The sequence below is a fragment of the Aeromonas sp. sif2416 genome (assembly GCF_019218665.1).
GTDB lineage: Bacteria > Pseudomonadota > Gammaproteobacteria > Enterobacterales > Aeromonadaceae > Aeromonas > Aeromonas encheleia.
This window is the reverse complement of record NZ_JAHUXC010000004.1, coordinates 48,265-68,863: the sequence shown is the minus strand read 5'-3', so window position 1 is coordinate 68,863 and position 20,599 is coordinate 48,265. Positions and strand designations below refer to the sequence as shown.

Genomic DNA, 20,599 nt, shown 5'->3' with positions numbered 1-20,599 from the left:
TGATCGGTTCAAGGGGGAGTTATGGCGCATTTTATCGACCGCAGGCTCAACGGCAAAAACAAAAGCGCTGTCAATCGGCAGCGCTTCATCCGCCGTTACAAGAAGCAGATCAAACAAGCGGTCTCGGATGCTGTCTCCAAACGCAGCATTCAGGACGTGGACAAGGGCGAGAGCATCAGCATCCCGACCAAGGACATCGGTGAGCCCCATTTCCATCAGGGGCAAGGCGGTAAGCGGGAGATGGTGCATCCCGGCAACGACCAGTTCGTCTCCGGCGACAAGATTGACCGGCCCAAGGGAGGGGGCAGCGGTCAGGGTGGCGGAGAAGGCCAGGCCTCGGATCAGGGCGAAGGGGCGGATGACTTCGTGTTCCAGATCTCCAAAGACGAGTATCTGGATCTGCTGTTTGAAGACTTGGAGCTACCCCGCCTGCAGAAAACCCAGCTCAACCAGCTGATGGAGATGAAAACCTATCGGGCGGGCTACACCTCCAACGGGGTGCCGGCCAACATCAACGTGGTGCGCTCCCTGCAAAACTCGCTGGCGCGGCGCATGGCGCTGCAGGCGGGAAAGAAACGCCAACTGCGCGAACTGGAGGAGAGACTCGCACAGCTCACCAGCGCACCCAACGATCACTTTGCCGAAATCGCCCAGCTCGAGAAGGAGATCCGCGAGCTGAAACGGCGGATCGAGGCCGTGCCCTTCATCGATACCTTCGATCTCAAGTTCAATAACTTCGTCAAACGCCCGGTGCCGTCCAGCCAGGCGGTGATGTTCTGCCTGATGGACGTGTCGGGCTCCATGGATCAGGCGACCAAGGAGATGGCCAAACGCTTCTACATCCTGCTCTACCTGTTCCTTAGCCGGACTTACAAGAACGTGGAGGTGGTCTACATCCGCCACCACACCCAGGCCAAGGAGGTGGACGAGCACGAGTTCTTCTACTCCCAGGAGACCGGCGGCACCATAGTCTCCAGCGCCCTCAAGATGATGAACGACATCATCAACGAGCGTTATCCCGCCAATCAGTGGAACATCTATGCGGCGCAGGCATCGGATGGGGATAACTGGGCGGATGACTCGCCCCAGTGCCGGGAGATCCTGATGCGCGACATCATGCCGCGGGTGCGTTATTACTCCTACATCGAGATCACCACCCGTGCCCACCAGACCCTGTGGCACGAATACGAATCTGTGGCTGGCCAATTCCCCCACTTCGCGATGGAGCACATCCGCAAGGTGGAGGATATCTATCCGGTCTTCCGTGAGCTGTTCAAGAAGCAAGCGGCTTGAGGGACGTCATATGGTAGAAACCGCGAGAAAAATAGCGCCGCTGGACGATGGTCCTGACTGGAACTTTGATTTGCTGGAGATCTATCACCAGGAAATTGCCCGGGTCGCCAGGTTTTATCGGCTGGATACTTATCCCAACCAGATCGAGGTGATCACCGCCGAACAGATGATGGATGCCTACTCCAGTGTGGGCATGCCCATCGGCTACCAGCACTGGTCGTTTGGCAAGCGCTTCATTCACACCGAGCGCAACTACAAGCGCGGCCAAATGGGGCTGGCGTATGAGATCGTCATCAACTCGGATCCCTGCATCGCCTACCTGATGGAGGAGAACACCATGCCGATGCAGGCACTGGTGATGGCCCATGCCTGTTATGGCCACAACTCTTTCTTCAAGAACAATTACCTGTTCAAGGCCTGGAGCGATGCCTCCTCCATCATCGACTACCTGCTGTTTGCCAAGAACTACATCACCGAATGCGAAGAGAAGCACGGCATCGATGCCGTCGAGCGCTTGCTCGACTCCTGCCATGCCCTGATGAACTTCGGGGTGGATCGCTACAAGCGCCCCCAGAAGATCTCTCTGGCCGAAGAGAAGCGACGTCAGAAGGCGCGGGAAGATTACCTGCAGACCCAGGTCAACGAGCTCTGGCGTACCCTGCCCAAGCAGCACAAGGCCTCCGGGGTCGAGGACAGGCGCTACCCGCCCGAGCCGCAGGAGAACATCCTCTACTTCATCGAGAAGAATGCCCCCCTGCTGGAGCCCTGGCAGCGCGAGATTGTGCGGATAGTGCGCAAGATCAGCCAGTACTTCTATCCGCAGAAACAGACCCAGGTGATGAACGAGGGCTGGGCCACCTTCTGGCACTACAGCATCCTCAACCATCTGTATGACGAGGGGAAGATCAGCGATCGCTTCATGATAGAGGTGCTGCACAGCCACACCAACGTGGTCTATCAGCCCCCCTACAACAGCCGTTACTATTCCGGCATCAACCCCTATGCCCTGGGCTTTGCCATGTTCACCGATCTGCGCCGCATCTGTGAACACCCCACCGAGGAGGACAGATACTGGTTCCCCGACTACGCCGGCACCGACTGGGTCGAGACCCTGCACTTCGCCATGCAGAACTTCAAGGACGAGAGCTTCATCAGCCAGTTCCTGAGCCCCAAGGTGATGCGCGACATGAAGTTGTTCGCCATCGACGATGACGATCTGAAGAACTACCTCAAGGTGTCCGCCATCCACAACGAGGAGGGCTATCGCCTGGTGCGCAATACCCTGTCGGCCCAATACAATCTGAGCAATCTGGAGCCCAACATTCAGGTCTACAACGTGGCGGTGAAGGGCGATCGATCGCTCACCCTGCGCTATGTGCCCCACAACAGGATCCCGCTCGGCGAGTCGCGCCACGAGGTGCTCAGGCATTTGCATCAGCTGTGGGGATTTGATGTGGTGCTGGAGCAAGATAACGGAGAACTGCCTGCCGACATCATAGGGCGTTGCCCGGAACGCAAGGGGGTCACCTGACATCGAGGCATAAAAAAACGCGCCAGTTGGCGCGTTTTTTCTTGGCAGCAAGGGATCAGTTATCGCACAGGTTGCTCGGCATATCCTGACGAAGACGAGTCCACAGCTTGCCGGACTCGATGCCGTACTGGCGCACCGTCATAAACACGGCTTCGTGATTCTTGGTCTCGGCCAGCCCCAGCAGGGTCTTGTAATAGGCATCCGCCGTCTCACGCGCCTGCTTGTCGGAGAAGTAATAACGCCCGACCCGGCTGTACAACCCTTTGAAGCCATTGAGGATCAAGGCGTAGATAGGGTTGCCGGAAGCAAATGAGAGCTGATGGTGCATACGGTAGTCAAACTCGGCATACGCCTCAGGGGAGTTGTCAACCCCATCGGCGCCACGCAAGATCTCGGCCGCCTGCTCGGGATTATTCCGGATGGCGCCACGAATGAAGATGGTGCAGATGTTGGTGCGGGCCGACAGCAACTGAGCCACCAGGTCCGGTACCTTGTCCTGATCCAGCCGAGCCAGGGTCTCCAGGATGTTCAGACCAGAGGTCTCCCAGAAGTTGTTGACCTTGGTGGGTTTACCATGCTGGATGGTGAGCCAGCCATCACGGGCAAGACGCTGCAGCACTTCACGCAAGGTAGTGCGAGTCACACCTATCAATTCGGACAGCTCGCGCTCCGCCGGCAGAATGGATCCTGGAGGAAAGCGATTGTTCCAGATGGACTCGATGATGTATTCCTCGGCAAACCCTGCGGGGCTCTGCGCTTTTATGACCATGTAGTGACTCTTGTAGTGCGTAAAAAGGCTCACGAATAATAGCAAAGCCGGACATGCTGGCAAGCAGAAGGTCGGTCCTCTGCTCACATTAACCCGATCTTTTTGTTAAAAAAATGTATATGGAATCCAGATAGGTGTCAGTCAACACCAAAGGGGGGTGATAAACCGGCAACGCGTCTGGGCAAGCGCCACCCCGTTATTTATAGTTAGCGCTCCTTTGATTAAAATCATGTGCAATTAATTTGATAAAGGTGAATATCCGGAAGCTCGACTGCATTGACGCAGATACCAATCAACAGAACAGAGAACCATCATTATGCCAATCAGCCTAGGGCGCGCGTTTGCAAAGAATTTTTTGGGCAATGCCCCCCGGTGGTACAAGCTTGCCATCGTCTCATTCCTGCTGATCAATCCTATCGTCTTCCACTATGATCCCTTCCTGGCAGGCTGGTTGCTGGTCGTTGAGTTCATCTTCACCCTGGCCATGGCGCTCAAGTGCTACCCGCTGCAGCCAGGTGGCCTGCTGGCCATAGAGGCGGTGCTGATCGGCATGACCTCGGCCAACCAGGTCAAGCACGAGCTGGTTGCCAATATCGAGGTGCTGCTGCTGCTGGTGTTCATGGTGGCCGGCATCTACTTCATGAAGCAGCTGCTGCTCTATGTCTTCACCAAGATGCTGATCCGCATCCACTCCAAGACGCTCCTCTCCCTCGCGTTCTGCCTGGTATCGGCCTTTCTGTCCGCCTTCCTCGATGCCCTGACCGTGATCGCCGTGGTGATCAGCGTCGCCACCGGTTTCTACGCCATCTACCACAAGGTGTCATCGAGTGATGAGTCCGGTAACTTGCACAATGACGAGGGGATCGACGAGCTGACCCGCCAGCATCTGAATGAGTTTCGCGGCTTCCTGCGCAGCCTGATGATGCATGCCGCCATCGGGACGGCGCTCGGGGGTGTCTGCACCCTGGTGGGCGAGCCACAGAACCTCATCATCGGGGAACAGGCGGGCTGGCATTTTGGCGAGTTCGCCATTCGCATGGCCCCGGTGACCATCCCGGTCTTCCTCTGTGGCCTGCTCACCTGCATCCTGGTGGAGAAGTGCCGCTGGTTTGGCTATGGCACCAAGCTGCCCGAACCCGTGCGCCGCATCATGGAAGCCTACGGGCGTGACGAAGATGCCCAGCGCTCCCCGCAAGAGAAGGCCAAGCTGGTCGTCCAGGCCCTGATCGCGCTCTGGCTGATCACCGGGCTGGCCCTGCACCTGGCCGCCGTCGGCCTGATCGGCCTGACCGTCATCGTCCTGGCCACCTCCTTCACCGGCGTCACCGAGGAACATGCCCTCGGCAAGGCCTTCCATGAGGCACTGCCCTTCACCGCCCTGCTCACCGTCTTCTTCAGCGTGGTGGCGGTGATCATCGATCAGCAGCTGTTCAAGCCGGTGATCCAGTGGGTGCTGGCCGCCAAGCCGGAGGATCAGCTCGCCCTCTTCTATCTGGCTAACGGCCTGCTCTCCATGGTGAGCGACAACGTCTTCGTCGGCACCGTCTATATCAACGAGGTGAAGACGGCGCTGCTCAATGGCGCCATCAGCCGCGAACATTTCGATCTGCTGGCGGTCGCCATCAACACCGGCACCAACCTGCCTTCCGTCGCCACCCCCAACGGCCAGGCCGCCTTCCTGTTCATGCTGACCTCGGCCATTGCCCCCTTGCTGCGACTCTCTTACGGTCGCATGGTCTGGATGGCGCTGCCCTACACCATTGTGCTGGGGCTGGTGGGGTTCTTCGCAGTGGAGCAGCTCCTCGCACCGGCCACCGAATGGTTCTACCAGGCCGGCTGGCTGACGCAGGGCGCCGCCATGCCGGCCCTGGCACCGGCGTCACATTGATGATGGAAGGGCCCATGGGGGCCCTTTCCTTTTAGAGCCTGCTCTGCTCTAATTCAGCCACTATTTTTATCAGTGAGATCAATCAGATGATCGGATTTCTGCGTCGTATTGCCAGCCATCGTCTGGCCTGGGGGTTGCTGGCCGCCTCCGCCCTCAGCTTCGAGCTATGCGCCCTCTTCTTCCAGCATGTGCTGGGTCTGCATCCCTGCGTCATGTGTATCTATGAGCGGATCGCCATTCTCGGGGTGTTCGCGGCCGGCCTGCTCGGCATGGTGGCGCCAGAGAAGTGGTATCTGCGCTGGAGCGCCCTCTTGTTGTGGGGCTATAGCGCCTTCTGGGGCCTGAAACTGGCACTCAAGCATGTGGATTACCAGATAAACCCCTCCCCCTTCAATGTGTGCGAAGGCTTTGTTGACTTTCCAAGCTGGGCCCCGCTCGATCAGTGGATTCCCTGGCTGTTCTTCCCGGATGGCGACTGCAGCGAGATCACCTGGCAGTTCCTCAGCTTCTCCATGCCTCAGTGGCTGGTCGTCATCTTCGCCGCCTACCTGCTGGTGTTCGTGGTGGTGGCGGTCGGCAATCTGGTCAAGGGCCGCTGCTGCAGCTGAATCCTACACCGCCATACAAGAAAGGGAGCCACTGGCTCCCTTTTTACATTTCACATGATGGTCGACAGCGATCTCAGCCCTTAGCAGACGCAAGAGCCAGCCTCTCCATGCCGCTCCTCATCGGGCTGGTTGCCATCCTCACCGCCCATCTGCGGGTGTTCCTGATGGTGGCGGTTGGCAACCTGGTCAAGGGCCGCTGCTGCGGCTGAGTCACACGCCGCAATATAAAAAGGGGAGCCAGTGGCTCCCCTTTTTCATGCTTGATGATCGGCTCAGGAGGCGGTCTTGCCCCTGCTGCGCCTCGCCTTCACCATGCCGACGATCATCGGCAGCAGCGAGACGGCTATGATGCCGAAGATGAGCAGGGTGAAGTTATGGCGCACCACCGGCAGGTTGCCGAAGAAGTGGCCCGCATAGACGAAGGAGAGGACCCACAGCAGGCCGCCCACCAGGTTGAATGCCAGGAAGCGCGGATAGGTCATGGCCCCCATCCCGGCCACGAAGGGCGCGAAAGTGCGCACTATGGGCAGGAAGCGGGTGATGATGATGGTCTTGCCACCGTGCTTGGCATAGAAGGCGTGGGTCTTGTCCAGATAGTCACGGCGGAAGATTTTCGAGTCCGGATTGCGGAACAGCTGCTCCCCGAAGAAGTGGCCTATGGTGTAGTTCACCACGTTGCCGAGCACCGCGGCCACGATCAGCACGGCCGCCAGGGTGTGCACATCCAGCACGCTGCCGACGGTGAGTGCACCAGCGGCAAACAGCAGGGAATCGCCGGGCAGGAAGGGCGTCACCACCAGGCCGGTCTCACAGAAGATGATGAGGAACAGGATGGCGTAAACCCAGACGCCATAGTGCTCAAAAAGCTCTTTCAGATGCACGTCGACGTGCAGAATAAAATCAATCGCAAACAGGATCAGATCCATTTTTTCCATACCCATGAAGTGAACCGCGTGGAGTCTACGCCAATGGCTTGCGCGCCACAATCAGCGCCGCCGGTCGCCCTAGGGGAAAGCCCAACCCCTAGTGGTGGCGACGTCAATTCCCGCCATCGGCAGAGGCATCCGGGTGACAAGGCCCGCCTATTCCAGGGCATCCAGCCCCTGCCTGACCGCCGCCGGCAGGCAGGACTCCCAGCCCCAGAGCAGCAACAACAGCAGGCTGATGTCATCGAACCAGCCAAAGATCGGCACCAGGTCCGGGATGAGATCCACCGGACTGATGCCATAGAGCAGGATCAGGATCACCAGCCCCTTGGCCCACCAGGGGGTCGCGGGGTGGCGAAAGCCGAAGTAGAGGCGGCGCAGACGCCGCCAGAGGAGCCAGCGCTTGCCGCTCGGCTTCTTGCCAAACCCGGCACTCAACTCTCGATCAACTCGCTGCGCAGCCGCTGGATCTGATCCCGCATGGCGGCCGCCTGCTCGAACTCCAGATCCCGCGCATGCTGGAACATCTGCTCTTCCATCCGTTTGATCTCCTTGGCGATCTCGCTGGCGGAGCGGGCGTGGTACTCCCCTTGCGGCTCGGCCGCCTTGCGACCGCCCCTGCCCGCCTTGCCAGCCGTGCGGCTGCCGCCCATGTCCATCGCGTCCCCCACCGACTTGTTGAGGCCCCTGGGGGTGATGCCGTGTGCGAGGTTGTGGGCATGCTGCAGGGCGCGGCGTCGATCCGTCTCTTCGATGGCGACCCTCATGGAGTTGGTGATGGTATCGCCGTACAGGATCACCCTGCCGTTGAGGTTGCGGGCGGCGCGGCCTATGGTCTGGATGAGGGAGCGGGTGGAGCGCAGGAAGCCCTCCTTGTCCGCATCCAGGATGGCCACCAGGGAGACCTCCGGCATGTCGAGCCCTTCCCGCAGCAGGTTGATACCCACCAGCACATCGAACTTGCCGAGCCGCAGATCGCGGATGATCTCCACCCGCTCGACGGTGTCGATGTCCGAGTGCAGGTAGCGCACCCGCACGTCGTGATCCGCCAGATATTCGGTCAAGTCTTCCGCCATCCGCTTGGTGAGGGTGGTGACCAGCACCCGCTCCTCCACCGCGACCCGCAACCGGATCTCGGACAGCAGGTCGTCTACCTGAGTGGTGACCGGACGCACCTCGATCTGTGGATCGAGCAGGCCGGTGGGGCGCACCACCTGCTGCACCACATCCTCACCGGACTTCTCCAGCTCGTAGGGGCCCGGGGTGGCCGAGACGAACACCGTCTGCGGCATCAGCGCCTCGAATTCGTCGAACTTCAGGGGTCTGTTGTCCAGCGCCGAGGGCAGACGGAAGCCGTACTCCACCAGCGTCTCCTTGCGGGATCTGTCCCCTTTGAACATGGCGCCGATCTGCGGCACGGTGACGTGGGACTCGTCGATGATGAGCAGGCCATCCCCCGGCAGGTAGTCGAACAGGGTGGGCGGCGGCTCGCCGGGGGCGCGCCCCGACAGATAGCGGCTGTAGTTTTCGATGCCCGAGCAGTAACCCAGCTCCTGCATCATCTCGATGTCGAACTGGGTGCGCTGGCTGATCCTTTGCTCCTCCACCAGCTTGCCCAGGCTCAGCAGCTGCTCACGGCGCCCCTTGAGCTCCTCCTTGATGTGGTCGATGGCACCCAGGATGGTTTCGCGCGGCGTGGCGTAGTGGGTCTTGGGATAGATGGTGTAGCGCACCACAGTCTGCTCTATGGCCCCGGTCAGGGGATCGAACTGGGAGAGCCGCTCCACCTCCTCGTCGAACAGCTCCACCCGCAGGGCCAGCTTGTCCGATTCGGCGGGGTAGATGTCGATCACCTCCCCGCGCACCCGGAAGGTGCCGCGGCCAAACGCCACGTCGTTGCGGGTGTATTGCAGCTCGGCGAGGCGGCGCAGGATGTCCCGCTGGTTGATGATGTCCCCCACCTTGAGGTGCAGCATCATGCTGAGGTAGGCCTGGGGATCCCCCAGACCATAGATGGCGGAGACGGAGGCGACGATCACCACGTCGCGCCGCTCCAGCAGCGCCTTGGTGGCCGACAGCCGCATCTGCTCTATGTGATCGTTGATGGAGGCATCCTTCTCGATGAAGGTGTCCGTGGTCGGCACATAGGCTTCCGGCTGGTAATAGTCGTAGTAGGAGACGAAATACTCCACCGAGTTCTCAGGGAAGAACTCCTTCATCTCGCCATAGAGCTGGGCCGCCAGGGTCTTGTTCGGCGCCAATATCATGGTGGGCCTGTTGAGGGTGGCGATCACGTTGGCCATGGTGAAGGTCTTGCCCGAGCCGGTCACCCCGAGCAGGGTCTGGTGGGCAAGCCCGGACTCGATGCCATCGAGCAGCCGGGCGATCGCCTCTGGCTGATCCCCCGCGGGTTGAAACTGGCTGGCCAGCTTGAAAGGCTTATTCATGACGACTCCGGACAAAAAACAGCAAGAGAGAAGTGTACTCCGACTTGGGGTGACCTGGGTATCCACTCCATATGGCCAAGCGGCTATTGACCCCGAAAAGCGAGCTCTGTATAGTGCGTCTCCTTGCCTGATGTTCCCCCGTAGTTCAGTCGGTAGAACGGCGGACTGTTAATCCGTATGTCACTGGTTCAAGTCCAGTCGGGGGAGCCAATTCCTCACCATCTCGGTGCAAGTTATCCACTTTAGTGCTTTCCTCTGCCGATTTTAATGCACAAGCCGCGCCTCGCGGTGACACTCCCATTTGATCCCCTCCCCCCGACCAGCAGCGTTTTGTTCTGCTGCGTATAACTATATGATTTTTATAGAAACATTTTTCTTTCGGTATTTTTTGAACAGTGCTTGCATCCCAGTATTGGCGCGGCCTGCAGGCTGATCGCCAAGTTTCATGAACAGGGTTATCCACAGTTTCTGTGGGTAAGTCGACCAAAGCCAGTCGCGGCCTAGGTTGGCAGCCTGTCCCGCCGACCGGGCACCGGTTGCGCCCTTCTTCCCCATTTTCTGCTGTTTTTGCCACCCCCCCTAAATGGGTCGAATGCTGACATTCCGGCCCCTTGGTCCTGTGCTTTTTTCGCCATGCCTCATGGCATGGGTCACCATCCGGGTCATGGCCGGGAACGGTGTCGGACAGCCCCCGGCTCCCCTCAGTCAAATATGCTGAAAAGCGTGCTCAGATGTGCCACTTGCAGCAGGTAATAAATTGTCCACAGGGGCCAAGCCCTCTCCCCCGTTGATAGCAGAAATCACTAATTGACAACGGGATCGGCAGTGCGAAAGAGAGGGTTTTCGCCCCCGATACCCCCCTCTCCTATTCCCTGACAGGAGGGGAGCCACTTAACTGTCTATTAATCCGCTTTGACGCTTCTTTCTTGGTGAGGGATACGGCACAATATCGGCCCCACTTTTTTCCTCGGTTTTTCCGGGCATGACCATAGATTTCGTGACTCTGCTACACCAAAGCGACTCCCTGCTGCTGTTCGTGGTACTGGCCTTCGGCCTGCTGCTGGGCAAGGTACGTCTCGGCAACTTCCAGATTGGCAACACCATAGGCGTACTGTTCACCGCCCTGCTGTTCGGCCAGATGGGCTTCGAATTCACCGCCACCACGGAGAATGTCGGCTTTATGCTGTTCATCTTCTGCGTCGGTATAGAGGCGGGGCCCCACTTCTTCAGCGTCTTCCTGCGCGATGGCATCCACTACATCACCCTTACCCTGGTGATCCTGCTGACGGCCCTGCTGCTGACGGTGGGGCTGGCCAAGTTCTTCAACCTGGGACCCGGCATGGCGGCCGGGATCCTGGCGGGCTCGCTTACCTCGACCCCGGCGCTGGTCGGGGCCCAGGATGCCCTGCGCAGCGGCCTGCTCAACCTGCCCCATCAGACCGACATGCAGTCCGTGCTCGACAACATGGGGATCGGCTATGCGCTGACCTACCTGGTGGGTCTGGTGGGGCTGATGCTGGTGGTGCGCTACCTGCCGTCTCTGGCCCGGCTGGATCTGAACACCGAGGCCCAGAAGATCGCCCGCGAGCGGGGGCTGTCCGATAACGAGAGCCGCAAGACCTATCTGCCCATCATCCGTGCCTATAGAGTCGGCCCCGAGCTCGCGGCCTGGATCGGTGGTCGCACCCTGCGCGAGACCGGCATCTATCCCCACACCGGCTGCTATGTGGAGCGGATCCGCCGCAACGGCATACTGGCGAGCCCGGATGGCGATGCCGTCATCCAGGAGGGAGACGAGATCGCCCTGGTCGGCTATCCGGAGAGCCACGAGAAGCTGGACGTCAACTACCGCAACGGCAAGGAGGTGTTCGACCGCAACCTGCTGGATCTGCAGATCGTCACCGAGGAGATAGTGGTGAAGAACGATGCGGTGGTGGGTCGCCATCTGGTGGAGCTCAACCTCACCGAGAAGGGCTGCTTCCTCAACCGGGTGGTGCGCTCCCAGATCGAGATGCCGTTCGATCGCAACATCATGCTGCAGAAGGGTGACGTGCTGCAGATCAGCGGCGAGAAGCAGCGGGTCAAGCTGCTGGCCAACAAGATAGGCTTCATCAGCATCCACAGCCAGACCACGGATCTGGTGGCCTTCACCACCTTCTTCGTGCTGGGCCTGCTGATCGGCTCCGTCTCCCTGGTGTTCGGCCAGATCGAGTTCGGCCTCGGCAACGCGGTCGGCCTGCTGCTGGCGGGGATCCTGATGGGCTACCTGCGGGCCAACCACCCCACCGTCGGCTATGTGCCGCCCGGCGCCCTGCGCCTGGCCAAGGATCTGGGTCTGGCGGTGTTCATGGTGAGCACCGGCCTCAAGGCCGGTGGCGGCATCCTGGATCACCTCAGCGAGGTGGGGGTGGTGGTGCTCTTCTCCGGCATGCTGGTGACCACCCTGCCGGTGCTGGTGGGCTACCTGTTCGGGGTCTGGGTACTGAAGATGAACCCGGCGCTGCTGCTCGGCGCCATCACGGGGGCCCGAACCTGCGCCCCGGCCATGGACGTGGTGAACGAGGCGGCCAACAGCTCCATCCCGGCGCTCGGCTATGCGGGTACCTATGCGGTGGCCAACGTCATGCTGACCCTGGCGGGCTCCTTCATCATCGGCTTCTGGTTCTAACCCGGGCCGACGCACATCGACAGAGGGAGCCTGCAGGCTCCCTCTTCATTTGGAGGATGGTCCACTCTCCTCCCATCCCATCAGACGACCCACCCCCATTTGATAGTGAGAATCGTGCTATCGGCTTCTCGCGATCAAACCCAATGAGCTAAAGCGCCCTCGGCCCGCCGCTTACACTCAATGAAATGAGTGAGGTGATCGTCATGAAATACTTATGGATTGTCATGATCTGGGTACTGGGTTCCCTGCCGGCCTGGAGTGCCGACGCCGACAAGACAACGACCAAGGAGAATGAGGAAGAAGATCGCAGCGCCCTGATCTTCGCCAGCGAGGATCTGGCCAAACCCATGCTGGGGGATCTCGATGCCATGCTGGAGCGACGCACCATCAGGGTGCTGACCACCTACAACAAGACCGGCTACTTCATCCACAAGGGGGTGCAACGGGGGATCACCTACGACGCCTTCATGCAGGTAGAGAAACGCTTCAACGAGCAGCTGCGCAAGGACAAGGCCATCAAGCGCCACCTCAAGCTGAACTTCGTCTTCATCCCGGTCGCCCGCGAGGCCCTGCTCCAGGCCCTCATGGAGGGCAAGGGTGATATCGCCGCCGCCAACCTCACCATCACGGACAAACGCAGGCAACAGGGGGTGGAATTCACCGCCCCCCTGCTGGAGAACGTGCGCGAGCTGCTGATCTCGGGGCCGGACTCCCCCAAGGTGGAGAGCGCCGCCGATCTCGGGGGCAAGAGCGTCTATGTCAGGCCCTCCTCCAGCTACTTCGAGAGCCTGGTCGCCTATAACCAGGCGCGCAAGGAGGCGGGCGAACCGCTCATCGACATCCAGCCGGCCTCGGAGGTGCTGGAGGATGAAGATCTGGTGGAGATGGTCAACGCGGGCTTGCTGCCCTTCATCGTCATGGATGAACACAAGGCCCGCTTCTGGCAGAAGATCTTCCCGGCTATCCAGATCCACGAAGAGCCGGTATTCCGCGACGGCGGTATCATCGCCTGGGCGGTGCGCAAGGAGAGCCCCCAACTGCTCGCCATGCTCAACGAGCAGATAGCCGCGCTGCGGGGCAAGTCGACGGGAGAAGCGCTCCTGGCCCGCTATCTCAAGCAGAACAAGTTCATCAAGAGCGCCGCCGCCGAGGCCGAGCGCAAGAAATTCCTGCAGGTGGTGGAGCTGTTTCGCCAGTATGGGGAGCGCTTCGACGTGGACTGGCTGCTGATCGCGGCCCAGGGCTATCAGGAGTCGGCGCTCAATCAGAAGGCCCGCAGCCGGGTCGGCGCCATCGGCATCATGCAGATCATGCCCGCCACCGGGAAGGGGCTGAAGGTGGGTGACATCCGTCAGCTCGAGCCGAACATCCACGGCGGCGTCAAATACATGCGCTGGATGATCGACCACTACTATGCGGACGAGCCCATGACCGCCCTCGACAAGGCCTTGTTCTCGTTTGCCTCTTACAACGCCGGCCCCGCCCGGGTGGCACGGCTGCGCGCCGAGGCCAAGAAGCGGGGGCTGGATCCCAACGTCTGGTTCCATAACGTCGAGTACGTGGCGGCGGAGAAGATAGGCCCCGAGACCGTGACCTATGTGGGCAACATCTACAAGTACTACATCGCCTACAAGCTGGTGATGGAGCAGGTCACCCTCAAGCAGAAAGCCACCGACGCCATCAAGCAGCAGGAAGCGGCGGACAAGCCGGTCTCAGGGGCAGAGAAATCCTAGCCAGGACCCAGTGACACCAGGCCGGGCTCTCCTCTGTTCAAGAGAAGAGCCCGGCTCCGTTAAAGATGGACAGCGGCTCGCGCCGAGCCGGTCAATGGCAGCAAGCAGACCAGTGCAGGCAGGCAGGCAGGAAGGCAGGAAGCGTCTTTGCAACCCGAGTCTCATGCCTCCTTGTCACCTCGCAGCAGGTCCAGCAGCAGGCTGCCGTCGCGCAGGGCCTTGTGCACCTGCACCGAGGTGGGCTTGGTGGGGTCTTCGTAGAAGTGGGTGGACTCGATCTGCAGGCGCACCAAGTACTCGGCCGGCAGCTGACTGGCGAGCGACTGATGCAACATGGGGAACAGCAGCCGATCGGCGCGGGTGATCTCCCCCCCCAGCAGCAGCTTGCCCGGGTTGAGCAGGCAGATGAGGTTGGAGAGCACCCGGGAGAGCCGGCCGGCGGCCTGATGCAAGATGTCCTGGCACAGGCTGTTGCCCGCCAGCGCCAGCTCGCACAGCTCGCGGATATTGACGCTCGCCGGCAGATCGTGCTCCTGCATGCGCTCGCGCAGATCCCGGTATTGCGCCTCCAGCGCCTGGTTGGTCACCAGCGTGCAGGCACAGCCAAAGCCGCCGCAATAGCAGCGCTGGCCGTAGGGCTCGAGCTGCAGATGGCTGAGATCGCCGAGCAGGGCCGACTCGCTCTCGATGAGCTGGCCGTTGACCACCATGCCGACCCCGATGTCGTTGTGCACGAACACCAGCACCGCATCGGCGCAGTTCTTGGCGGCGCCCCATTCGCGCTCGGCCTGGATCCAGGTGCGCACGTCGCCGCTCACCAACACCGGCACCTCGAATGCCTGCTGCAGGGTGGGGCCCAGGGGCCAGTTGCGCAGATCGTAGAAGGGGAAGTGTTTCACCATGCCGGAGTGGCGCTCCACCTGCCCCGGCAGGCAGAGGGCGATGCAGGCCAGCCGCAGGGACTTCTTCGGCAGGAAACCGTCGATGGCCCGCACCAGGCTGGCCAGCAGATCGGCGCGCTCCGCCTCGCTGAACAGGTGGCGATGGCGCGCCAGGGAGCGGCCCGCCAGATCGAACAGGGCCATGTCCACATAACCACGGCCGAGGCGCATGGAGAGAAACTGGAAACGGCGCTCGTTGATGCGCAGCAGGGTCTGGCGCCGGCCACGGCCCACCGAGCTCTCGCCACAGGTCACCACCAGGCCGCCATCGAGCAGCTCACGGGTGATCTTGGTGATACTGGCCGGCGAGAGGCCAGTCAAACGGGACAGATCGGTACGGGACAGCTCCTTGTGCTCCTCCAGGCTGGCATAGACCAGGCCATAGTTGAGCTGACGGATCAAATCGATACTGCCTTTCACGATCTCATTCATAGGGTATGGGTTAACGAAAAGAGCGGATGCCCAGATTTTCCCACATTCTGCGCCGATCCCCAAATTTGCTGGCGGGAAATCCCCACCTGACGGCAAAAACGTGACGGCTAACGAGAGGGGGAGCCAGGCCGGCGCAATTTATCGCCCATGCCGGCCAAGTCGCCCCGTGGCAGGGCGGTCAGGCCGGCAAACCGGCGCTGAGCACTGGCCGAGCGGGGGCCCCTTTCGCTACAATCCCGTCCTCCTCACTCTTGACCCTATGAGCTGACTCATGAGCACCTGTCCCTGCGGTTCTTCCCTCTCACTCGCGCTGTGCTGCGGCCCACTCCATGACGGTCAGCCGGCCGCCAGCGCGGAACAGTTGATGCGCTCGCGCTACAGCGCCTTCGTGCTGGGGCTCGGCGACTACCTGGTTCATAGCTGGCATCCTGATCACCTCGGTGGTCTGACGGCGGATCAGCTCTCCCACACCGATACCCGATGGGACGGGCTGGAGATCCTCGCCGCCCGGGGCGGCCCCGCGGACGACACCGGCATGGTGGAGTTCAGGGCCTGGTTCAAGGAGGAGGATGAGCGTCACTGCCTGCATGAGCGCTCCCGCTTCGTGCGCCATCAGGGGCGCTGGGTCTACGCCGATGGCGAGCAGGATCCGGCGCCGCTCAAGATCGGCCGCAACGACCCCTGCCCCTGTGGCAGCGGCAAGAAGCACAAGAAATGCTGCGGCTGAGCTGAGCCGCACGCCATGTGACGAGGGGCCCCAGGGCCCCTCTCTTGTTGGGCTGTCAGGTGTTGGGCTGTTAGGTCGATGTGACAAAAGTCACAATTTGCTCATTCACTCGCCTTTTGTGAGCGTTTGCGAACATTAACTTGGCCCATATCAAACATTTTTGCCGCAAGAGGCGCCACACTGGCCCCATCTGGACGAGATGAGACGGGCAAGAATGAAAAGAATAACCACACAAGTCGTCATCATAGGCGGCGGCGCCACCGGCGCCGGCATCATGCGCGACTGTGCGCTGCGCGGCATCGACTGCATCCTGCTGGAGCGGGATGACATCGCCGCCGGCACCACCGGCCGCAACCACGGTCTGCTCCACTCGGGCGCCCGCTACGCGGTGACGGATCCGGAATCCGCCCGCGAGTGCATTGCGGAGAACCGCATCCTCAAGCGGATCGCCAGCCACTGCGTCGAGGACACCGGCGGCCTCTTCGTCACCCTGCCGGAAGATGACATCCATTTTCAAACCACCTTCATGGCCGCCTGCGCCCAGGCGGGCATCGACACCCGCCAGCTTGATCCCCGCGAAGCGCTGCTGCTCGAACCCAACGCTAACCCGGCGATGATCGGCGCCATCCATGTGCCGGATGGCACGGTCGATCCGTTCCGCCTCGCCGCCGCAAACGTCTTGGATGCCAAAGAACATGGCGCGCGTATCTTCACCCACAGCAAGGTGCTGGGGCTGCTGCGCAGTCAGGATCGGGTACACGGGGTCAAAGCGATCAACACCCGTACCGGCGAAGCGTTCGAGGTGGAGTGTCAGGAGGTGATCAACGCCGCCGGCATCTGGGGCCAGCAGATCTGCGAATACGCGGATCTCGGCATCCGCATGTTCCCGGCCAAGGGCTCCCTGCTCATCATGGATTACCGCATCAACCAGCTGGTGCTCAACCGCGCCCGCAAGCCGGCGGATGCGGACATCCTGGTGCCGGGCGATACCATCTCCCTCATCGGCACCACCTCGAGTCGCATCGACTACCACAAGATCGACCAGCTCAGCGTGGATCCGCAAGAGGTGGAGGTGCTGCTGCGCGAGGGGATCAAGCTCTCCCCCATCATGGCCCGCACCCGCTTGCTGCGCGCCTACGCCGGAGTGCGCCCGCTGGTGGCGGTGGACGGTGACGAGACCGGCCGCAACATCAGCCGCGGCATAGTGCTGCTCGATCACGGCGAGCGCGACGGCCTGCAGGGCTTCAACACCATCACCGGCGGCAAGCTGATGACCTACCGGCTGATGGCGGAGATGGCCACCGACCTCATCGCCAAGAAGATCGGCAACAAGGCCCCCTGCCTCACCGCCGAGCTCAGCCTGCCCGGCTCGCGGGAGCCGGAGAAGGTCTCGGCCCCCGGCCTGTCGGCCCCGGTCGAGGGCTCGGCCCAGTATCGCCACGGCGAGCGGGTCATCGCCTTCTTCCGCGACAACCCCAAGGCCAACGCCCTCATCTGCGAGTGCGAGATGGTGACCGCGGGCGAGATCGAATACGCCCTGCGCGAGCTGGACGTGGACAACCTGGTGGATCTGCGCCGCCGCACCCGCCTCGGCATGGGCCCCTGCCAGGGTGAGCTGTGCGCCTATCGCGCCGCCGGCCTGATGCAGGAGTACGGCAAGGCGGATGGCCGCCAGGCCTGCGTCATGCTGCGCCAGTTCCTGGAGGAGCGCTACAAGGGCACCCGCCCCGTGCTCTGGGGGGACGCCCTGCGGGAGGCGGAGTTTACCTACTGGATCTACGAAGGGCTGTTTGGCCTGGGAGAGTGGACAGCGCCCCATCTGGTGGCCGAGCCCCCCTTCCCGCTCGACACGGCGGCCAAGAGTGCCAAAGAGGACGCTAGCCAGGCCTTATCGACTCAAGGAGAGCCATCATGAAATTCGACAGTATCGTTATCGGCGGCGGCATGGCGGGCCTGTCGGCGGCGCTGCGCCTGGCCGAAGCGGGTCAGAAGACGCTGCTGATGGCCTCCGGCCAGAGCGCCCTGCACTTCTCCTCCGGCTCCATCGATCTGCTGGAGAGCGACGGGGATCCCCGCGCCGCCCTGCCCGCCTTCCTAGCCGCGCACCCGGAGCATCCCTACGGCAAGGTGGGGCTCGCCAACATAGAGGCGAGCCTCGCGGATCTGCAGCGCCACTGCGCGGAAGAGGGCCTGCCGCTGTTTCGCCAGGAGCGCAATCACCAGCGGCTGACTCCCATCGGCACCCTCAAGTCCACCTGGCTCTCGCCCGCGACCTGCGCCTGCCTGACCGATGCCCCGGCCCCCGCGGCCATCCTGCTGGCCACCCTGGCCGGCTTTCGCGACTTCCACCCGGCGCTGGCGGCGGCCAATCTCGCGGCCCAGCCACGTTTCGCCCATTGCCGCATCCTGACGGGCGAAATTCGCCTGCCCCAGCTGGCGGAGTTCAGCCGCAATCCCCACGAGTTTCGCTCCGCCGACATAGCGCGGTTGTTCGATAAACAGCAGCACGACAAACAGGATCTGCTGGCGGATCTGGCCCGCGAGATCGGCCGCATGGTGCAGGAGTGTGGCGAACCGGGCTGCCGTCATATCGTGCTGCCCGCCTGCCTCTCCCTCGGCCTGGTCGGCCCGCACCTGGCGGAGCTGGAGCAGCGCACCGGCTGCACCATCAAGGAGGTGGCCACCATGCCGCCCTCCCTCATCGGCATGCGGATGCAGGAGGCGCTCAAGCGCCGCTTCATGGCGCTCGGCGGCACCTTCCTCACCAGCGAGCGGGTGCTGGGCGCTCGCTTCGACGACGACAAGGTGATCGGGGTTCATAGCCAGAACGGCGACGATCAGCTGTTCGAGGCGGACCACTTCGTGCTCGCCTCCGGCAGTTTCTTCAGCCGTGGCCTGGAATCCCGCCTCGGCGGCATTCGCGAGCCCATCTTCGATGCCGACGTGCTGAGCCTCCCCGAGCGCGACGCCTGGGCCGGCCGCCGCCTGTTCGACCATCACCCCTTCATGGGCTTCGGGGTCAAGACGGACGCGCAGTTGCGAGTGCTGCGCGGCGGCAAGCCCCTCGTCAACCTCTATGGCGCCGGCAGCGTGCTGGCCCATTACGACCCCGTGCGAGAGGGGTCAGGATCCGGGGTCGCCGTCGCCACCGGCTGGCAGGCTGCCGGCCATATTCTGGCAGGGGTGTGAGATGCCCACCCTGCATTTCCTGACTGCGGGCAGCCCGCTGCCTGCTCGACAATCCCATTGCCGCGTCCCTTGCGCTTTCAATCCGGCCCGGGAGGAGTAAATCATGCTACTGGATCACGCCAATCAAACCTTCGATCAGTGCATCAAATGCACCGTCTGCACCGCCTACTGCCCGGTGGCCAAGGCCAATCCCGCCTACCCGGGCCCGAAACAGGCCGGTCCCGACGGGGAGCGACTGCGGATCAAGAGCCCTGAGCTGTTCGACAGCGCCCTCAAGCACTGCACCAACTGCAAACGCTGTGAGGTGGCCTGCCCGAGCGGGGTGCGCATCGGCGACATCATCGCCAAGGCCAAGGACAAGTACAGCGGCTTCAAGCCGGGGATCCGCGAGTTCGTGCTCTCCCACACCGATCTGATGGGCGGCATGTCCACCCTGATGGCGCCCCTGGTCAACTTCACCACCGGCCTCAAGCCCATGAAGCTGGTGCTGGACAAGGCGCTCGGCGTCTCCTCCCACCGCGATCTGCCCAAGTACTCCCAGGGCACCTTCCGTGGCTGGTACAAGAAGCAGAAGGCCACCCAGGCCAGCTACAGGCGCCAGATAGCCTACTTCCACGGCTGCTACGTCAACTACAACCACCCGCAGCTCGGCAAGGAGCTGGTGCAGGTGCTCAACGCCATGAACATAGGCGTGCAACTTCTGGATCGGGAGAAGTGCTGCGGCGTGCCGCTCATCGCCAACGGCTTCATGGACAAGGCCAAGCGCCAGGCCGCCTTCAACATCCAGCAGCTGGAGAACACCCTGCTCGGCAACGAGATGCCGCTGTTGGCCACCTCCTCCACCTGCGGCTTCACCCTGCGCGACGAATACCCCCACCTGCTGGAGCAGGACAACCACAAGGTGCGGGATCGCATCTCGCTGGTGACCCGCTTCCTGTGGAACGAGTTTTACCGGGGCAACAAGCCGGCCATGAAGCCGCTCAATCTGCACATCGCTTACCACACCCCCTGCCACATGGAGAAGATGGGGGGCGTCATCTACACGCTCGAATTGCTGCGCGCCATTCCTGGGGTCAGGGTGACGGTACTGGAGTCCCAGTGCTGCGGCATCGCCGGCACCTATGGCTTCAAGTCGGAGAACTACCAGACCAGCCAGGCCATAGGCGAAGGGCTCTTCGATCAGATAAACCGCCTCAAGCCTGATCTCGTCATCACCGACTGCGAGACCTGCAAGTGGCAGATAGAGATGAGCACCGCCTTCCGTTGCGAGCATCCCATCCATCTGCTGGCGCAGGCGTTGGTGTGAGGGCTGGCATGGCAACAGGCGAATCGAGATGAGCACGCCGATTTACCGCTGCGGGCATTCCATCCACCTGCTGGCCCAGGCGCTGATATGAGGGCTGGTATAGCAACAGGCGAATCGAGATGAGCACGCCGATTTACCGCT

General features: G+C 61.8%; 15 protein-coding genes and 1 tRNA gene. 11 read left to right on the top strand and 5 right to left on the bottom strand.

The genetic code is table 11. From position 1 onward, the window contains the following. The first annotated feature begins 21 nt into the window (after positions 1-21). Both KW821_RS09520 and KW821_RS09515 read left to right on the top strand, forming a co-directional pair. Complete coding sequence (locus KW821_RS09520) at positions 22-1,293, top strand: YeaH/YhbH family protein (RefSeq protein ID WP_042652301.1); 1,272 nt, start codon at positions 22-24, stop codon at positions 1,291-1,293. 10 nt (positions 1,294-1,303) lie between these two features. Further along, the gene (locus tag KW821_RS09515; RefSeq protein WP_042652302.1) at positions 1,304-2,824 is read left to right on the top strand and encodes a SpoVR family protein; all 1,521 of its coding nucleotides are present in this window, start codon (positions 1,304-1,306) and stop codon (positions 2,822-2,824) included. A gap of 55 nt (positions 2,825-2,879) precedes the next feature. On the opposite strand, the gene fadR is transcribed toward KW821_RS09515, so the two are convergent. Beyond that, a complete protein-coding gene (fadR, locus tag KW821_RS09510) occupies positions 2,880-3,593 on the bottom strand; it encodes a fatty acid metabolism transcriptional regulator FadR (protein WP_042652303.1) in 714 nt (237 codons plus the stop codon). Between the two features lie 316 nt (positions 3,594-3,909). Between fadR and nhaB the strand changes: the two genes are divergently transcribed. Both nhaB and dsbB read left to right on the top strand, forming a co-directional pair. Further along, entirely contained in the window at positions 3,910-5,481 is a 1,572-nt protein-coding gene (gene nhaB / locus KW821_RS09505) for a sodium/proton antiporter NhaB (RefSeq protein WP_218291264.1), read from the top strand. An 86-nt stretch (positions 5,482-5,567) separates the two neighbouring features. Beyond that, positions 5,568-6,089, top strand: a complete 522-nt coding sequence (gene dsbB, locus KW821_RS09500; RefSeq protein WP_218291263.1) for a disulfide bond formation protein DsbB — start codon at positions 5,568-5,570, stop codon at positions 6,087-6,089. Between the two features lie 272 nt (positions 6,090-6,361). On the opposite strand, the gene KW821_RS09495 is transcribed toward dsbB, so the two are convergent. The 3 genes from KW821_RS09495 to uvrB all read right to left on the bottom strand — a co-directional run bounded on the left by KW821_RS09495 (position 6,362) and on the right by uvrB (position 9,462). After that, positions 6,362-7,015, bottom strand: a complete 654-nt coding sequence (locus tag KW821_RS09495) for a DedA family protein (protein ID WP_218291477.1) — start codon at positions 7,013-7,015, stop codon at positions 6,362-6,364. Positions 7,016-7,171: 156 nt separating this feature from the next. Beyond that, positions 7,172-7,453 (bottom strand): YkvA family protein, encoded by a 282-nt coding sequence (locus KW821_RS09490; RefSeq protein ID WP_042652307.1) that lies wholly within the window; start codon positions 7,451-7,453, stop codon positions 7,172-7,174. After that, positions 7,450-9,462: an excinuclease ABC subunit UvrB gene (uvrB, locus tag KW821_RS09485; protein WP_218291262.1), complete on the bottom strand. Its 2,013-nt coding sequence runs from the start codon at positions 9,460-9,462 to the stop codon at positions 7,450-7,452. Before uvrB ends, KW821_RS09490 begins: the two co-directional genes overlap by 4 nt. Before the next feature lie 134 nt (positions 9,463-9,596). Between uvrB and KW821_RS09480 the strand changes: the two genes are divergently transcribed. From KW821_RS09480 to KW821_RS09470, 3 genes are all read left to right on the top strand, one after another. Continuing rightward, positions 9,597-9,672 (top strand) — tRNA-Asn (locus KW821_RS09480). Between the two features lie 772 nt (positions 9,673-10,444). Next, on the top strand, positions 10,445-12,130 hold the full coding sequence (locus tag KW821_RS09475; protein ID WP_218291261.1) for an aspartate:alanine antiporter: 1,686 nt from the start codon (positions 10,445-10,447) through the stop codon (positions 12,128-12,130). A 347-nt stretch (positions 12,131-12,477) separates the two neighbouring features. After that, positions 12,478-13,863, top strand: coding sequence for a transglycosylase SLT domain-containing protein (locus tag KW821_RS09470; RefSeq protein ID WP_371317604.1), 1,386 nt, complete (start codon positions 12,478-12,480; stop codon positions 13,861-13,863). Positions 13,864-14,024: 161 nt separating this feature from the next. On the opposite strand, the gene KW821_RS09465 is transcribed toward KW821_RS09470, so the two are convergent. Beyond that, complete coding sequence (locus KW821_RS09465) at positions 14,025-15,236, bottom strand: ROK family transcriptional regulator (RefSeq protein WP_042652310.1); 1,212 nt, start codon at positions 15,234-15,236, stop codon at positions 14,025-14,027. Positions 15,237-15,507: 271 nt separating this feature from the next. On the opposite strand from KW821_RS09465, the gene KW821_RS09460 reads away from it, so the two are divergent. From KW821_RS09460 to glpC, 4 genes are all read left to right on the top strand, one after another. Then, positions 15,508-15,963, top strand: coding sequence for a YchJ family protein (locus KW821_RS09460; protein ID WP_218291259.1), 456 nt, complete (start codon positions 15,508-15,510; stop codon positions 15,961-15,963). A 214-nt stretch (positions 15,964-16,177) separates the two neighbouring features. Continuing rightward, the gene (gene glpA, locus KW821_RS09455; protein ID WP_218291258.1) at positions 16,178-17,878 is read left to right on the top strand and encodes an anaerobic glycerol-3-phosphate dehydrogenase subunit A; all 1,701 of its coding nucleotides are present in this window, start codon (positions 16,178-16,180) and stop codon (positions 17,876-17,878) included. After that, the gene (gene glpB, locus KW821_RS09450) at positions 17,875-19,152 is read left to right on the top strand and encodes a glycerol-3-phosphate dehydrogenase subunit GlpB (RefSeq protein ID WP_218291257.1); all 1,278 of its coding nucleotides are present in this window, start codon (positions 17,875-17,877) and stop codon (positions 19,150-19,152) included. The genes glpA and glpB overlap by 4 nt, the downstream gene beginning before the upstream one ends. 103 nt (positions 19,153-19,255) lie before the next feature. Next, positions 19,256-20,458, top strand: coding sequence for an anaerobic glycerol-3-phosphate dehydrogenase subunit GlpC (gene glpC / locus KW821_RS09445; protein WP_218291256.1), 1,203 nt, complete (start codon positions 19,256-19,258; stop codon positions 20,456-20,458). Positions 20,459-20,599: the final 141 nt, after the last annotated feature.

What these genes read in the sequence shown, in the direction of transcription:
- KW821_RS09520 (WP_042652301.1), top strand. Translation starts at nt 22, where the DNA reads ATGGCGCATTTTATCGACCGCAGGCTCAACGGCAAAAACAAAAGCGCT.
- KW821_RS09515 (WP_042652302.1), top strand. Translation starts at nt 1,304, where the DNA reads ATGGTAGAAACCGCGAGAAAAATAGCGCCGCTGGACGATGGTCCTGAC.
- fadR (WP_042652303.1), bottom strand. Translation starts at nt 3,593, where the DNA reads ATGGTCATAAAAGCGCAGAGCCCCGCAGGGTTTGCCGAGGAATACATC.
- nhaB (WP_218291264.1), top strand. Translation starts at nt 3,910, where the DNA reads ATGCCAATCAGCCTAGGGCGCGCGTTTGCAAAGAATTTTTTGGGCAAT.
- dsbB (WP_218291263.1), top strand. Translation starts at nt 5,568, where the DNA reads ATGATCGGATTTCTGCGTCGTATTGCCAGCCATCGTCTGGCCTGGGGG.
- KW821_RS09495 (WP_218291477.1), bottom strand. Translation starts at nt 7,015, where the DNA reads ATGGATCTGATCCTGTTTGCGATTGATTTTATTCTGCACGTCGACGTG.
- uvrB (WP_218291262.1), bottom strand. Translation starts at nt 9,462, where the DNA reads ATGAATAAGCCTTTCAAGCTGGCCAGCCAGTTTCAACCCGCGGGGGAT.
- KW821_RS09475 (WP_218291261.1), top strand. Translation starts at nt 10,445, where the DNA reads ATGACCATAGATTTCGTGACTCTGCTACACCAAAGCGACTCCCTGCTG.
- KW821_RS09470 (WP_371317604.1), top strand. Translation starts at nt 12,478, where the DNA reads ATGCTGGGGGATCTCGATGCCATGCTGGAGCGACGCACCATCAGGGTG.
- KW821_RS09465 (WP_042652310.1), bottom strand. Translation starts at nt 15,236, where the DNA reads ATGAATGAGATCGTGAAAGGCAGTATCGATTTGATCCGTCAGCTCAAC.
- KW821_RS09460 (WP_218291259.1), top strand. Translation starts at nt 15,508, where the DNA reads ATGAGCACCTGTCCCTGCGGTTCTTCCCTCTCACTCGCGCTGTGCTGC.
- glpA (WP_218291258.1), top strand. Translation starts at nt 16,178, where the DNA reads ATGAAAAGAATAACCACACAAGTCGTCATCATAGGCGGCGGCGCCACC.
- glpB (WP_218291257.1), top strand. Translation starts at nt 17,875, where the DNA reads ATGAAATTCGACAGTATCGTTATCGGCGGCGGCATGGCGGGCCTGTCG.
- glpC (WP_218291256.1), top strand. Translation starts at nt 19,256, where the DNA reads ATGCTACTGGATCACGCCAATCAAACCTTCGATCAGTGCATCAAATGC.